General features: G+C 40.3%; 12 protein-coding genes and 4 tRNA genes. 9 read left to right on the forward strand and 7 right to left on the reverse strand.

Going from position 1 to position 15,577, the window contains the following annotated elements; translation table 11 throughout:
• Positions 1–26 precede the first annotated feature (26 nt).
• Positions 27–1,937 (reverse strand): molecular chaperone HtpG, encoded by a 1,911-nt coding sequence (gene htpG / locus ACXAFE_RS08475; protein ID WP_475151305.1) that lies wholly within the window; start codon positions 1,935–1,937, stop codon positions 27–29.
• A 277-nt stretch (positions 1,938–2,214) separates the two neighbouring features.
• Here htpG and ACXAFE_RS08480 point away from each other — a divergent pair, with 277 nt between their 5' ends.
• Both ACXAFE_RS08480 and recR read left to right on the forward strand, forming a co-directional pair.
• Positions 2,215–3,336 (forward strand): hypothetical protein, encoded by a 1,122-nt coding sequence (locus tag ACXAFE_RS08480; RefSeq protein ID WP_475151307.1) that lies wholly within the window; start codon positions 2,215–2,217, stop codon positions 3,334–3,336.
• Between the two features lie 58 nt (positions 3,337–3,394).
• Positions 3,395–3,997, forward strand: a complete 603-nt coding sequence (gene recR, locus ACXAFE_RS08485) for a recombination mediator RecR (protein WP_010559840.1) — start codon at positions 3,395–3,397, stop codon at positions 3,995–3,997.
• 69 nt (positions 3,998–4,066) lie between these two features.
• Here the strand turns inward: recR and ACXAFE_RS08490 are convergent, their stop codons facing one another.
• The 3 genes from ACXAFE_RS08490 to ACXAFE_RS08500 form a co-directional block, all read right to left on the reverse strand.
• Complete coding sequence (locus ACXAFE_RS08490; protein ID WP_475151311.1) at positions 4,067–4,741, reverse strand: hypothetical protein; 675 nt, start codon at positions 4,739–4,741, stop codon at positions 4,067–4,069.
• Positions 4,734–5,069: a PadR family transcriptional regulator gene (locus tag ACXAFE_RS08495; RefSeq protein ID WP_234004701.1), complete on the reverse strand. Its 336-nt coding sequence runs from the start codon at positions 5,067–5,069 to the stop codon at positions 4,734–4,736. The genes ACXAFE_RS08490 and ACXAFE_RS08495 overlap by 8 nt, the downstream gene beginning before the upstream one ends.
• Before the next feature lie 254 nt (positions 5,070–5,323).
• Positions 5,324–5,860 carry a hypothetical protein gene (locus ACXAFE_RS08500; RefSeq protein WP_475151315.1) on the reverse strand — a complete coding sequence of 179 codons (537 nt, stop codon included), beginning with the start codon at positions 5,858–5,860 and terminating at the stop codon, positions 5,324–5,326.
• A gap of 346 nt (positions 5,861–6,206) precedes the next feature.
• Between ACXAFE_RS08500 and ACXAFE_RS08505 the strand changes: the two genes are divergently transcribed.
• From ACXAFE_RS08505 to ACXAFE_RS08515, 3 genes are all read left to right on the forward strand, one after another.
• A complete protein-coding gene (locus ACXAFE_RS08505) occupies positions 6,207–7,574 on the forward strand; it encodes a HAMP domain-containing sensor histidine kinase (RefSeq protein ID WP_475151317.1) in 1,368 nt (455 codons plus the stop codon).
• Positions 7,574–8,923 carry a sigma-54-dependent transcriptional regulator gene (locus tag ACXAFE_RS08510; RefSeq protein ID WP_475151320.1) on the forward strand — a complete coding sequence of 450 codons (1,350 nt, stop codon included), beginning with the start codon at positions 7,574–7,576 and terminating at the stop codon, positions 8,921–8,923. Before ACXAFE_RS08505 ends, ACXAFE_RS08510 begins: the two co-directional genes overlap by 1 nt.
• 79 nt (positions 8,924–9,002) lie before the next feature.
• Positions 9,003–9,245, forward strand: a complete 243-nt coding sequence (locus tag ACXAFE_RS08515) for a hypothetical protein (RefSeq protein ID WP_054980438.1) — start codon at positions 9,003–9,005, stop codon at positions 9,243–9,245.
• 57 nt (positions 9,246–9,302) lie between these two features.
• Here the strand turns inward: ACXAFE_RS08515 and ACXAFE_RS08520 are convergent, their stop codons facing one another.
• The 3 genes from ACXAFE_RS08520 to ACXAFE_RS08530 are packed head-to-tail and all read right to left on the reverse strand — an operon-like array spanning position 9,303 to position 13,625.
• Positions 9,303–10,226 (reverse strand): class I SAM-dependent methyltransferase, encoded by a 924-nt coding sequence (locus ACXAFE_RS08520; RefSeq protein ID WP_475151326.1) that lies wholly within the window; start codon positions 10,224–10,226, stop codon positions 9,303–9,305.
• Positions 10,219–12,234, reverse strand: coding sequence for an excinuclease ABC subunit UvrB (gene uvrB, locus ACXAFE_RS08525; RefSeq protein WP_475151330.1), 2,016 nt, complete (start codon positions 12,232–12,234; stop codon positions 10,219–10,221). The genes ACXAFE_RS08520 and uvrB overlap by 8 nt, the downstream gene beginning before the upstream one ends.
• A gap of 8 nt (positions 12,235–12,242) precedes the next feature.
• Positions 12,243–13,625, reverse strand: coding sequence for an MATE family efflux transporter (locus ACXAFE_RS08530; protein ID WP_475151333.1), 1,383 nt, complete (start codon positions 13,623–13,625; stop codon positions 12,243–12,245).
• Between the two features lie 1,509 nt (positions 13,626–15,134).
• Here ACXAFE_RS08530 and ACXAFE_RS08535 point away from each other — a divergent pair.
• The 4 genes from ACXAFE_RS08535 to ACXAFE_RS08550 all read left to right on the forward strand — a co-directional run bounded on the left by ACXAFE_RS08535 (position 15,135) and on the right by ACXAFE_RS08550 (position 15,512).
• Positions 15,135–15,211 (forward strand) — tRNA-Asn (locus tag ACXAFE_RS08535).
• A 20-nt stretch (positions 15,212–15,231) separates the two neighbouring features.
• Positions 15,232–15,308 (forward strand) — tRNA-Asn (locus tag ACXAFE_RS08540).
• Positions 15,309–15,336: 28 nt separating this feature from the next.
• Positions 15,337–15,413, forward strand: a tRNA-Asn gene (locus ACXAFE_RS08545).
• Between the two features lie 22 nt (positions 15,414–15,435).
• Positions 15,436–15,512, forward strand: a tRNA-Asn gene (locus ACXAFE_RS08550).
• Positions 15,513–15,577: the final 65 nt, after the last annotated feature.

Raw genomic sequence — 15,577 nt, forward strand, 5'->3', positions numbered from 1 at the left:
GCGCCCTTTTCTTTTAACCAGATTGGTTACTTGCTTAAATCTAACATTAGTTTGTTTAAACGAGATACAAAGCCTGCCGGGTCTTTCAAGCTACCGCGCTCCGCAAGTAATGCTTGGTCAAGCAGTACATCAGCCCACTGTGCAAAGTTGTCTTCATCTTGCACATCATTTAAGTGCTTAACAAGTTGATGCTCTGGGTTTAACTCAAACACTGGTTTTGTTTCAGGTGCTTGTTGACCAATTTGCTCCATTAGCTTTTGCATTTGCGAGCTCATGTCGTGTTCATCGGCAACCACACAGGCTGGCGAGTCTGTTAAGCGGTGAGTAAAGCGTACTTCTTTCACTTTATCACCCAGCGCTGTTTTAACACGCTCAATTAAGCCTTCCACTTCTTTTTCAGACGCTTCTTGCTCTTTCTTGCTCTCTTCGTCATCCAGATCACCAAGGTCTAAATCACCACGAGTGATTGATGTTAGCTGTTTACCGTCAAATTCAGTTAGGTGACTCATCATCCATTCATCAACACGGTCAGAAAGCAGTAACACTTCAATACCTTTTTTGCGGAAGATTTCTAGATGCGGCGAACTTTTCGCTGCTTGGAAGCTATCAGCCACAACATAGTAAATCTTATCTTGGCCTTCTTTCATGCGCGCAATGTATTGTTCAAGCGATACATTTTGTGTCTCAAGATCTGAATCCGTTGACGCAAAACGAAGTAGCTTAGCAATGGCTTCTTTGTTTGCCATATCTTCAGCTGGACCTTCTTTAATCACTTGGCCAAACTCATTCCAGAATGTTTGGTATTCTTCTGGTTTGTTTTTACCCATACGATCAAGCATTTTAAGCACACGTGAAGTACAGCCTTTACGAATTGCTTGTGTCACTTTGTTGTCTTGTAAAATTTCACGCGACACATTAAGTGGAAGGTCGTTTGAGTCTAATAAGCCTTTAACAAAACGTAAGTAGTTAGGCATAAACTGCTCAGCATCATCCATAATGAATACGCGTTGCACATACAGTTTTAAACCGTGTTGACGGTCGCGATTCCACATATCAAATGGCGCTTTTTTAGGAATATAAAGTAGGCTTGTGTACTCTGTTTTACCTTCTACTTTATTGTGAGCCCATGTTAGTGGCTCTTCCCAATCGTGACCAACGTGCTTATAGAATTCTTTGTATTCTTCATCAGAAATTTCTGATTTATCACGTGTCCAAAGCGCTGTTGCTTTGTTAATTGCTTGCCACTCACCTGGCGTTGCTGGAATTTTCTCGCCATCAGGACCTTCTGACTCTTCCGTTGGCGCTTGATACATTTCCACTGGAATTGATACGTGATCTGAGTATTTAGTTACGATTGAACGTAAACGGAATTCTTCTAAAAATTCTTTTTCATCGTCACGTAAGTGCAGAATAATTTCGGTACCACGCTCAGCTTTTTCGATATCCGCAAGCGTATATTCGCCTTCACCTTGTGAGTGCCATTCAGTTGCCTGCGCTTCACCCGCTTTACGAGTACGTACCGTCACACTATCAGCAACGATAAACGCTGAGTAAAAACCCACACCAAACTGACCAATTAGCTGTGAATCACGTGCTTGATCGCCCGTTAAGTTCTGGAAAAATTCAGCCGTGCCTGATTTTGCGATAGTACCAAGTGAACTAATCACTTCTTCGCGACTCATACCAATACCGTTATCTGAGATAGTTACGGTGTTTGCATCTTTATCAGCGCTAATACGCACGCGTAACTCGCCATTACCTTCGTAAAGGTCGTTATTCTCTAGTGCGAGAAAGCGCAGTTTATCTGCGGCGTCGGATGCGTTTGAAACAAGTTCACGTAGAAAAATCTCTTTGTTTGAATAAAGAGAGTGGATCATAAGCTGTAGAAGTTGCTTTACTTCGGTTTGAAAACCAAATGTTTCTTTTTGGGCAGACATTGAAAACTCCGTCAAAATCTTAGGTTTTTGCTATAGTGCAATTTGATATAGGGTTGAGTTTCTAGATTTCAAGAGTAAACGTTCAAATCCGAAATAGTTGCCGAAATTAAGCGCAATCAGACTTACACTTGTTTTAAATATTCCCCGTAAACGATACAATCACCAACTACGCTGTATTGAGTTAATTACAACAATGACAATCGCAATTCGTACTCTGATTTTTATACTATTAATTTGTTGCACAGCCTTCGTTTATTCAGCGATCCATAATCGCAATGTGCAACTAAATCATTTTGATTTTCTCTCAAGTCATCAAATTTTATCGCTGGAAAAAAAGCCAGCGCTCAACGATTGGTATTTTTTTGCTTATCCATTTAACAATTACCGCTATGGGCTATCAAACAAGGAAAAAGTTGATGGTAAATCGAGCGTATTTCTAATTAACAAATTGCCTAGTAAAGAGGGTATTGCAACCATTAAACAAACGATTGATGCTACGCCATTTGAAAATAAAAAAATTGAAATATCTGGCTACGTGAAAGCCAGCAATTTAGACGGTGAAGCCTTATTGCGACTTTATTTAATGGATAAAGAAGACAGCATTACTCGTCGCGCTGAAGCGAAGTTTATTGGCACTAAAAGCGACCTTGAGTGGCAGCGCTTTTCAGTAGTTGCGGATATTACATCCGACATATCGGCATTGTCATACTCAGGTGTACTCCAAGGCTCAGGGCAAGTGTGGTTCGATAAATTTGAAATTAACGAGGCACCACATGATGCAAAAGACACGAGCACCCCTTTCGGTTATGTTAGGCCAAAAGATGATGCCCCCAGCGAAGACCGCACCAAATATTTAAATATAGTTGGTTACAACACAACGCCATTTGGTAAATTTACCCTAGGGCCTCAATCTATTGATCTATCAACTTGGGAAATCAGTGACGAACTTGATGGTGAATACCAAGCGCGAAATGATGGCGACACCCTATTACTCGAAAGTGTAATTGATACCCCTGACTTCGGTGTGCTGTTAAAACGATTTAACTTCGATGCAACCCGTGCCAAAAAAGAAAACGTCACCGGTATCACCTTTCGCGCACAAATTAAACACCAATTTGTTAAGTCCATGGCAAGTATTTGGATGCGCATCGAAGACAAAGACAATAATTCCCTAGCGTTTGATAACTTACGTTATACAAGTAGCGGTGGAACAAGAGACTGGCGCGACATTGAGGTAACACTGCCCATTACAGATGAAGCCACCATAGTGTCGTTTGGTGCCTTACTTATTAGTAAAGGTAAGCTTTGGCTACGTAATCCACAAATTGAATATACTTACGAGCCTATCGCACGCAATACACAGTTATTAGCAAAGCCAAGTAATCTCAGCTTTGAATAATTGGCTCATTTAGTAACTTAGTGTATGTTATAGCAAAATTGGAAAACTCAAACTCCTTATGAAATTAACATCAGGCGTAAGCCAACTTGTTGAAGCCTTGCGCTGCTTGCCTGGCATCGGCCCAAAATCAGCGCAACGTATTGCATTTCACCTGTTAGAGCATGATCGCGATGGCGGTCGTCAATTAGGTCAAAGTTTAACGTTTGCAATGGAAAACGTCGGCCACTGTAAAACTTGCCGAACTTTTTGCGAAACCGACCAATGTGATATTTGCTTAAGCACAAAACGCCAAGATTCAGGTCTGCTATGTGTCGTTGAGTCACCAACGGATATTCTAGCGATTGAACAAACGGGGCAATTTCAAGGCCGTTATTTTGTTTTAATGGGTCACTTATCGCCACTTGACGGTATCGGACCAATGGAACTTGGTTTGGATGTATTTGAACAACAATTAAAGTCGGGCACCATTGAAGAAGTTATCTTAGCGACAAACCCAACGGTAGAAGGTGAGACAACAGCGCATTATATTGCCGATATGTGTGCTAAAAATAACATTAGTGCTTCACGTATTGCCCATGGCGTGCCAGTTGGTGGTGAACTTGATTTAGTAGACGGTATGACACTCTCTCATGCGTTTTCAGGCAGAAAGAAAGTCAATTAACCCGAACAAAATAAAGACAAAAAAGCCCGCAATGCGGGCTTTTTTTGTATCAACGCTAGCGTAATTTTTTTAGTCTAGTAACTTAGATTCAATTCGTTGCGCTGCAACATAACAAATCAGTTTAACAATAGCGCCGTAGTAAAACGTCAAAATTGATACCGCAAATGCAGGGCCAATTACACTGCTAAACTCTTGTGCACTAATATTTGATGCCATTGCTACCCAACCAATCAAGGTCGTAATGCCGCCACACCACAACGCAGAATTTCCTAATACCGAAAAAACACGCTTTGATTGCACAAGTTCTCGCTCACTAAAGCTTCTTTCATCACTTACCACGCAACCGAATGCAAAGGTAAACTCTTGCCAAGACGTAGCAGCAATAGCAAAAAAGATAGCCGGAGGAAACACCAACATTGCAGATGGCACATCAATAAACGCGGTTACATCCGCACCCATAACCATGCCAAATACCATCATCGACATAAACACAATTAGACTTAAAATAAACATGATTAACCCTCTTTGAGTTGTTGGCATAAAACGGTAGGCTAGATTAAACGTCTGCTGCCAATACCAATATTGAATTGCAATCGGCGCAAGGCCTTGTTGTTGTTTTAAATAATACGTTTCTTCTAAATCGCCAATTACCGCTTCACGTATTGATGCAGGTAAGCACCAGCTCAATAGTTTATTTGCCAGCACCATTTCGTGTTTGTTTTTAAGCGGAGATGAACTATGCATAACGTGCTAACTTACTTAACTGTACACCTTGCCATAAGGTATCTAGTGCATTTTTAGCACGATTAAGCGCCTGCTTTCCTTGACCGGTTACGGCATAAAACTTCTTTGCTCTACCACCTCGTTCAGCAATTGCTTCACCTTGCGAACTTGTTAACAAACCTTTTTTTTCAAGGCGTTCTAAAGTGGTATACAAGGCCCCTACACTCACATCGCGATCAATAGCTTCAATTAGCATGTCGCGAATAGACACCCCGTATGCATTGTCATTGAGTTTTAAAATGGCAAGCATCACCATTTGTTCAAACTCACCTAGAAATTTCTCTTTCATTGGCATTTAGATAGATAATTTTTATCACAATGTAGAATAAATAGTTTAACCCGTCCAATTAACTCTACAATGTAGTATTAATATACGAAAAAAGCGTGAGATGAGTTAACCCGCATTAAACGTTGTGGATGCATTAAACAACCCGAGTTTAGGTTAAATAGAATAAACAGATTTAATGATTTATAGAAAAGTGGACGCAAGTAATAAAGCCAAGCATGGTTTTAACTGCTTGGCTTCGCTTGATGTATATTTTGTTATTTTTGACTTAGTATATTTTGCAACTCAACAATTTGCGTCGGCGTTAAATCGGCCGTGTTCAAAAGGTGTTTTAACGCATGAAAAGGTCCATCCGATTCATCACCTTCAAATTTAAACTTAAATACTTGAGCCTGCTTTTCACCGTCACTCAAAACAAATACATTGCTACCGCTTTGTGACGACCAAGCTTCATCGGCGTGTATTTCGATATGCTTTTCAATATCGCCCTCACCACTTTTAAATGCAAATACCTTCAATCCTTCATCATTTTCAACCTCAAGGTTACGTAATAACTGACGCACCTTTTCTTGCTTTTCAGGTGGTAAACCCGCAACTGCATCTTCAATTTGCTGCTCACTCGGCTTGCCATCGAACTGTATCTTAATAGGCGTTGTTGCCCCATCACTTATCAGTTCAATATCAGTTTTGTATTCAATAACGTTTACTTTTTTCTCTGTATCACCCGCCATCGCTGTAGTACATGCAAGTGCTAATGCCGCTAATGGTAAAAAACGTGTTTTTTTAAGTAACATAATTAATTCCTTGTTTAATTGGTTTTGTTGTTAACTCTGTTTGTTTCTAAGGAATTTTCATGCCAAAAGCATAATCACCTGATTTAAAATGATTTTTGCTATTTTTTGAACATTTTAAGGAAATTGATTTTACCTATATGCGGGTCGCATATCCTGATATCAGGAATTACAGTACAAAAACGGTGAACTCTTTTTTAAATGCTTAATTACATTTGATTAGTAACTATATAACTTTCAATGTGTTGTATAGTTATTCTTAATTTAGGCATTAGCTGATAATCTGGTACAAAGTTTGAATTAAGATGTAACCACGTGTTATTTACATTCGTTAAAAAGGAAGCCGTCTTTGAGTATCAGAAAACTGTTAATTATCACTTTAATTGTGTTGTTTGCCAGCGTCGCATTAATTCAAACGGCACTGACTATGTATTTTAAGCAGCAAATCGAAAGTGAAATCTTAAGTAAAAGTGAAGTATTAACAGAAAAAATATTGGCCTCGACCAAAGATAAGGTTCGTAAAAAGCTAATTGAAATTGCCCCAAAAAGTGGGGATAACAGTGATATGAAATTTGAATTTCATATCGCTGCAGAATCCGATAGCGATGCTAATGCAACCTCTAACGCGCACGAAAACAGTACCACGGTTGTAAAACGCCATGTGGTAATTGATAAAGATAACGAACGCAGTATTGAAATTATTAGTCAAAATGCTGAGCAAATTGAAGCGGTATTTATGGCGGTAGACGACTTAGACAATATGCAAGTACACCGTCAAATTAGTACCGAATACCTTACCGACAGCGCGAGCTTTGAACGCTTTACGCAGTCAATTCTTTGGAGTATTGCTATTTCCTCTGCCCTTGCATTGCTACTGGCGCTTTGGCTTACCAACAAAATCACGCGACCAATTAATCAGCTAGTGCAAGCGATGGATGAGTTAGATAACGATAAACTCGGTATTCAAATTCCTGCTAAAGGGGTAACCGAACTTAAGCGTTGTGCACAGCAGTTTAATTCAATGAGCAGCAAGCTGGCCGAATTCGCTAAGGTACAGCACCAAATAGAACAGAAAAAACACTTAGCGCAGCTCGGTGAATTAAGTCGCGGTATTGCCCATGCACTTCGTAATCCCGTTCACACCCTAAACTTAACCATCGACCAATATTTTAAAGCTCCCGAAACAGAGCGTACTAAGCTAGAACAAATTGCGCATACTAAAATCGAGCATATTGATAAAAATATTAATGCACTTTTAACCCTCTCCAAAGATAAAGTCGACAGAAGCACTGAGGTACCGCTTGCTGCCGTACTAACGGATATAAAGCTCGAACTATTATCAGAAAATATACCCATTAACATCAGTTGCGATAACAGTATTAAACTCGTTGGTCTCGAAACCGAAGTGCGCAGTATTTTACATACGCTTATCGTCAACGGTATTGAATCAGGCGGCGAAAACAACGCTATTGATATTGATGTGAATACACATGAAAACACGGTACACGTTGATATTAATGATAAAGGTAAAGGTGTAAATTCAGCGATTCAAGAGCAATTATTCCAACCGCATGTAAGCGACAAGCCAGATGGTGCCGGCATCGGCCTTTACCTCGCTAAACAGATTATCAATTTATATTACGCGGGCGATATTCAACTTGTTAACACCAGTCAAAATGGTAGTCACTTTCGCGCAATGTTTAAAAGAGAAGTTTAATGGATAACGTACATATTCTATTGGTTGAGGACGATGCTGCTCAAAATGAGTTAATCGCTGCAATGCTAAGTGCCGAGGGGTTTACCGTCACAGCGACATTTAGCGTGGAAGAAGCGATTGTGGCGCTTAAAGCAGATAATCGCATTAGCTTAATTTTTAGTGATTGGAAACTGGGCCAGTTAAGCGGGCTTGAGTTGTTAGAATTTACGCGAAAAAACAACTTTCCCGTGGGTATTGTCATTGCCACAGCCTATGGCTCAATTGATCATGCAGCTCTTGCCATAGAAAAAGGCGCGGATGACTATTTAGCAAAGCCATTTCAGCGCCAAGAGCTATTACTTGCACTCGCCAAAGCAAATAAAGCAAATCAGTTACGTTTAACCAACCAAACGCTTAATAACCAACTGAGCCAACAAGACAGCATGGTCGATTTGATTGGCAGTGCTCCCTGTATGCAAAAGGTATTTCAACGTATTGAAAAAGTGGCTTCCACTAACGCAACTGTTTTAATTAGTGGTGAAAGCGGCACCGGAAAAGAGCTTGCTGCGCGTGCGCTTCATAAAATTTCACCGCGCAAAAATAGCCCCTTTATTGCCATTAACTGTGGCGCAATTCCTGAATCCATTGCCGAAGCTGAATTATTTGGCGCCAAAAAAGGGGCTTTTACTGGTGCTAATCAAGACAAGCTCGGTAAATTTGCCGCGGCCGACGGCGGTACGTTATTTTTAGATGAAGTGGCGGAACTTAGCCCGCAATTACAAACTAAACTACTGCGCTTTTTACAAGAAGGGGTGATCACCCCGTTAGGCTGTCACCAAGAAGTAGCACTTGATGTGCGTGTGATTGCCGCAAGCCATAAACAATTATTAGCACAAGTTGAAGAAGGCCTGTTTCGTGAAGATTTGTATTATCGTTTAAACGTTGTGCCTATTCATATGCCTGCGCTGCGTGAGCGAAGTGAAGACATCGGCAAGCTTATTCATTACTTTAAAGACAAATTTAGCCAGCAATATGGTGGGGTTATCGAACCATTAAGTGCACACACGTTAAAACAGTTATTAAACTACCCGTGGCCTGGTAATGTTAGACAGCTATCAAATTGCATTGAGCGTTACGCCCTACTTGGCGATGAAGACGAACTATTAGAGAGCCTTACACACGAAAACGGGCAACTCCAGCAAGGCGATAAATATACCCTGCCAAATGAAGGAATAGATTGGCATCAGTTTGAACGCGATATTTTATTGCAGTCGCTTAAACGGTGCGAAAATAATAAAACTGCAGCCGCAAAATTATTAGGGCTAAGTTACAAAGCCTTTTTATATCGACTCGAAAAACACCAAATTTGACCGCTTATCATTAAATTTCACATTGTGTATGTTTTTGCATTAAGCTAAAGCCACATTTACTCGAAGGTTAGGAGCGACAATGAGTGGCACAACGATGATTGTAATGATCGTGTTCGTCTCAGTAGGTTTTGGCGTGTTAGCAGATATGTACAACAAGCACATTAAATTTAAAGAGAAGACGTTAAAACACAATCAAGCAAGTGATGCACAAACAGAAGATTTAAAACAACAGATCACCAAGCTAACTGAACGTGTTCAAGTACTTGAAAAAATTGTAACGGACGATGGCTACCAAGTAGCGAAAGAAATCAATAAGTTATAAAAAAAGCGCTAAGTATTTTACTTAGCGCTTTTTTTGTTTCGCATAAATCTACTTATTTTACGCTAGGCGATAAACCAGCGCTTTTAGATTTGCGCCATCTGGCTCTTCAAAACGTGGAGCCGCTGGCAGTCTTTCAACAAAGCTCAGTCGTCCTTCAGTGGCGTCACTGATCATCTCAATAAACTGGTTTTCTGAAACATCGGGGCTGTTAGCACATAACAATAGCTGCGTATTGCTGTGACATAGATCTGGCAAACGGCGTAAGATTTTTTGATAATCTTTGGTTAGTACGAAACTGCCTTTTTGAAAACTCGGCGGATCAACCACAATTAAATCAAACGGCGCGGCCTTTTTTAATTTACCAAATGACTTCAAAATATCGTGAGGCAAATAACTGATATTTTCCGCCACGTTATTTAGTCGATGATTATCAGCACCGGTTCTTAACACAGACTTATTCATATCCATATTAATAACTTGTTGAGCGCCACCTAATTTAGCGATAACCGAAAACGCACAGGTATATGAAAATAAGTTAAGCACTTTTGCCTCGTGGCTATTATTTTTAACAAACGCCCTGCCCTCACGCATATCAGGAAAAATACCCGTATTTTGCGTTTTGGTTAGATGTACCCAATATTTGGCGCCAAGCTCTACAACTTCAAATCGGTCTTGCACCTCACCAAACGGCACAGACACTTGCGTATCACGTCCGGCACGATACTGAAACACAAGCCCTTTTGCGTTAAATCCGGTAGCTTGCTGCGCTTGCCAAACTGCTTCAGTTAGTGCGTTTTGCGTTGCTTCATTAATTGGGTTGTAGCACGCAAGAAATAAATACGGCGGGTACCAATCTAAATTGATGAAATTAGTTTCACCTTGGCTATCACCACGGCCATGATAAACACGGCACACTTCATCGTTAAACGGTGCGCCTTTGGCAATAGCGCTTAGTAAATTGGTTAAATCGATATTAGGCATTTATTAATTCTTGATGTAATTGTTGAATTTGATCTCGTACGCTTGCTGCCTTTTCAAATTCAAGGTCACGGGCAAACGCCAGCATTTCAGATTCAAGCTGTTTGATTTTTTTGTTAATTTCATCGGCTGATAAAATTTCAGCAGTCGCTTTACTAACCGTTCTCTTACTTGCTTTGGGCGTATCATCAACTTGCTCACCCACGTCCATAATGTCGGTGATTTTCTTATTCAAGGCTTGTGGTGTAATGCCGTTGTCTACGTTGTATTGGTGCTGAATACTACGCCTACGTTCTGTTTCGTCAATTGCGCGCTTCATTGAATCGGTTATGCGATCAGCATATAAAATTGCGCGGCCGTTAATGTGACGCGCAGCACGACCTATGGTCTGGATAAGGGAACGGGTTGAACGCAAGAAGCCTTCCTTGTCAGCATCTAAAATCGCCACCAAAGACACTTCTGGCATATCTAACCCTTCACGAAGCAAGTTAATTCCGACCAGTACATCAAATACACCTGCACGTAAATCGCGAATAATTTCAACACGTTCAACGGTATCGATATCAGAGTGAAGGTAACGCACTTTTACATCGTGATCATTTAAATAATCAGACAAATCCTCAGCCATGCGTTTGGTCAGTGTGGTAACTAATACACGCTCGTTAAGCTCGACACGTTTATAAATTTCAGACAATAAATCATCAACTTGCGTTCCGACTGGACGAATTTCAAGTTCGGGGTCTAATAAGCCTGTTGGACGAATAACCTGCTCGGCTACTTCGTTATTAGAGCGTTCTAATTCATAATCCCCAGGCGTTGCCGACACATAAATCGTTTGTGGCGAAATCGCTTCGAATTCTTCAAACTTTAACGGACGATTATCAAGTGCCGATGGTAAACGAAAGCCATACTCCACAAGGTTTTCTTTACGACTGCGATCACCACGATACATTGCACCTACTTGCGACACAGTTACGTGTGATTCATCAATGATCATTAACGCTTCATCTGGCAAGTAATCAAGCAATGTCGGTGGCGGCTCGCCAGGCGCCCGACCCGATAAATAACGCGAGTAGTTTTCAATGCCTGAGCAATATCCCAGCTCACTCATCATTTCAATATCGTATTGGGTGCGCTGTGCAACGCGTTGCTCCTCGACTAAACGGTTATTATCAAGTAACTGTTTACGACGAAGTTTAAGTTCTTCTTTAATGTTAACAATGGCAGCAAGAATTTTCTCACGCGGCGTCACATAGTGGGTTTTCGGGTAAATTGTGGCGCGAATAATATGCCTTTCCACAGCGCCAGTAAGTGGATCAAAAATACTTAAGCGATCCACTTCGTCGTCAAACATTTCAACGCGAATAGCCATGGTTTCAGATTCAGCAGGGAAAATATCTATTACTTCGCCGCGCACACGATATGTACCACGTTGAAAATCAATGTCATTACGGGTGTACTGCAGTTCAGCAAGTCGACGTAGTAAGTCGCGCTGATCTATGGTGTCACCTTGTTTTATCAGTAACATCATTTTCAAATAAGAGTCGGGGTCACCCAAACCGTAAATAGCCGAGACTGACGCAACAATAATAACGTCTTGTCGCTCAAGTAAGGCTTTGGTTGCAGATAAACGCATTTGTTCGATGTGGTCATTTATTGAAGCGTCTTTCTCAATAAAGGTATCGCTCGCAACTACGTATGCTTCTGGCTGGTAATAGTCATAGTAAGAAACAAAGTATTCCACCGCATTTTCAGGAAAGAACTCTTTCATCTCACCGTATAGCTGAGCTGCTAGGGTTTTGTTATGCGCCAAAATAATGGTTGGACGATTTAGCTCAGCAATAACATTCGCCATGGTAAAGGTTTTACCTGTACCTGTAGCTCCCAGTAAGGTTTGGTGGGCCAATCCTGCTTCGAGTCCATCAACTAGTTGCGCGATCGCAGTTGGTTGGTCGCCATTGGGTTTAAAGGGCGATACCAATTTGAAATCTGAAACATTTTCTTTACTCATATTTCCCTCTAAACAGTGTGTGGCACAATACTATTATGGCATTTGGTTAACTGCTTTTTAAACCATGTGTATGAAACACATGCTGTGAATAAGTTACCCACTAACGCACCGATAAATAGCCCTTGTAAGTCACCTACTAAGCTACCGAAATAGGCAAATGGCAAATAAAACACAAATAAGCGTACAATACTAAGCACCAGCGCGTGCATTGGCTTGTGTAATGCGTTTAATGATGAATTAGTTAAAATAATAATACCCTGCAAGCCGTAGCCTAACGGTAAAATGTAGATAAACAGTTTTATCACATCGATAACACTTTGCTCTTCAGCAAATATATGGCTTATCACACCACTTAACGCGATAAGCACTAGGTAAATAACGAACTGCCATACGAGTACAAACTTCAGGCTCGCCATGTAAGCTGCCTCAACACGGTCATAACGATTTGCACCGAAATTTTGGCTAATAAAAGGTGGTAATGTCATAGAAAGTGCTAACACCACAATACTGGCGATTGATTCAATGCGACTTCCCACACCAAATGCCGCAACCGCATGCGCGCCATAGCTTGCGACAATTGCAGTCATAATAGCCATTGCTATCGGCGTTAGCATATTTGCACTGGCTGCTGGCACGCCAATTTTTAGCATTTTTAACGTTGCAACCATAAAGCTTTGCTGGCACTTTTCCCAAGCAACAAGTTTACGTTTAATAATCAGTAAATAAAGAATAAAGGCGACACCAAATGACCACGCAATAACACTTGCAATCGCAGCACCTTTAATACCCATAGCAGGCACTGGTCCAAAGCCAAAAATTAAAATAGGGTCTAGAATTGCGTTTATTACCCCCGCCCCGCCCATAATAATGCTGGGTGTTTTAGTATCACCGCTGGCTCTTAAAACGGCGTTACCAATCATTGGTGTAATAAGTAGCGCGCTGCCGATAAACCATACCGTCATATAATCACGAATATAAGCCAGCAGCTCTGGTGTCGCGCCAAGTAATGTAAAAATTGGTGTAATCAGTAAATAGCCAATAAATGACGTCACAACCACTAACAATGCAGATACAATTAATGCAACTGCACCATCAAAACGCGCTTCAGCGTGATTATTTGCGCCAAGTGCTTTAGCGATAATTGCCGATGTGGCGATACTCAGGCCTATTGCAAGGCTGATAACCGTAAATGTAACCGGAAAGGTAAAACTAATTGCAGCAAGTTGTTCTGTGCCCAACATACTGACAAAAAAAGTATCGACAATATTAAACAACATTAAGGTGATCATGCCGAAAATCATTGGCACGGTCATTTTAACAAGTGTTTTTTCAATCGGCGCTTCGAGAAGCGATGCGGCGCTGTTTGCTGATTGCGATTTAGACTGTTGCATGAGGACCCTTATATAAGCACGGCAACATTCTAATGAAATGAGCGCGTTGATACCATCGCAAATTAACTTTTTACAAACCTGCTGCGCCAATGTAAACAAAAAGTAAACCAAAAGAATTCTGGATTTACATTTGATTTATATAAACACACTGATATTCCGATAGATATTCAGTTAGTAACAGCTAACAACCACTACTCCGACTAGTTTTTACACAACAACTTGCGCAATAAATATACCGAGATTATATTTCGAACAATTTTCAACCAAAAACCACCAAACAGATTAACCAATTGAATTTATTGGTAAATATTTTTTATTTGAAAACTATTGCATTTCTCTTACAACCGATAAATAAAGGGCTTGATTATGTTCTCAAAGATTCATAAACAGAGTTATCCACAGATTTAGTGGATAACTAAATGTAGCCCTTTATTAATCAGCGATTACAAAAATAAATATGTCATAGAGTGCGCTAATATCAGTATCAAAAAAATTGCCTAGAAAAATATTGATACTTTTTCACTAGTGATTAATTCATTAAACGTTAGGTAAATTAAAATAGTTATTATTAGTGTAACCGACGCTTCAAAATGATAAACGTCACGGGTAGAAATGATAAAAAGTAAGGAAAGTAGTGCTTTGGCGTTTTGTTAGCTGTTATTTATCTTTCGACGGCGTGTTTTTCATACTTCACACTTAAAGTTTTATCATATTTCACACTTTACTTTTTCACACTTAATTTTGACCAAAATTTCTTCCAATTGCTCATGTTATCTCACTTAATCCCATATTTTCTTATCTACTCCCCGATTATCATTTAGAAACGTTAGTTACAAGTGTCTGATAATCGAGAAACATACTTTTTAAGTTCCCAATAATACTTATAGTTGAACTAGGCATAGCGCATTGCTTTTTAGCATTACACGTTTTCACTAGTTTAATTGTTCGCTCTAAATCCTAAGTATCATGAGTATTAGTGCCTCTTTGCTTCTTCATAAACTCGAATTGGGGGTATATCGCCACAGTTTTGCATTAAACTGTCAGTTCAGTGAAACGCCTAAGTCACAAAATAATCATAAATGCTCGCTTTAGCATTTAAATCTAAAAGCACAGTTAGAAGTATGTGAACTTAAGTCTGCGTTCAAATTAGAATTTAGCTCAGTCATAAATAGCGTTTAGATTTTTACTGATAAACGCTAATTATTTAAAACTGTTAAAAGTAAAAACCAATCTCAGTGTTTATTTCATCCGTAAGCACAATTTTAAGGGAATAACATGAATACCAAGGTAACGAGTGTCTAATTTCTAACTTTAGATACTTCATTTTAATATGTAATTTCCATCGTTTTTAAAACGCTAATGAACAAATAACACACGAAAGCAGTTAAAAAACTAGCAAGTTGCACAACAAATATGCATTCAAACCACTTTTTTAACTTTCTTAATTAATAGTTGTTGACACTTCCCCATGCTGTCATTAATATTTCGCCCCGTTGAGAACAACGCCATTCCCCCTTAGCTCAGTTGGTTAGAGCGACGGACTGTTAATCCGCAGGTCCCCCGTTCGAGTCGGGGAGGGGGAGCCAAGTTCTTAGCATTTAACGATTCCCCCTTAGCTCAGTTGGTTAGAGCGACGGACTGTTAATCCGCAGGTCCCCCGTTCGAGTCGGGGAGGGGGAGCCAATCGTTAATCTACTTTAAGTATGCTTGTTCCCCCTTAGCTCAGTTGGTTAGAGCGACGGACTGTTAATCCGCAGGTCCCCCGTTCGAGTCGGGGAGGGGGAGCCAAAGCACACTGCCCTATTGTTGTTCCCCCTTAGCTCAGTTGGTTAGAGCGACGGACTGTTAATCCGCAGGTCCCCCGTTCGAGTCGGGGAGGGGGAGCCAACCCTTACCTTTATATATAACATTTTATTACCTTTATTAGACTTTTCTTAGAATATAACTTACCA

The organism is Pseudoalteromonas sp. ABV4_021 (assembly GCF_056159365.1).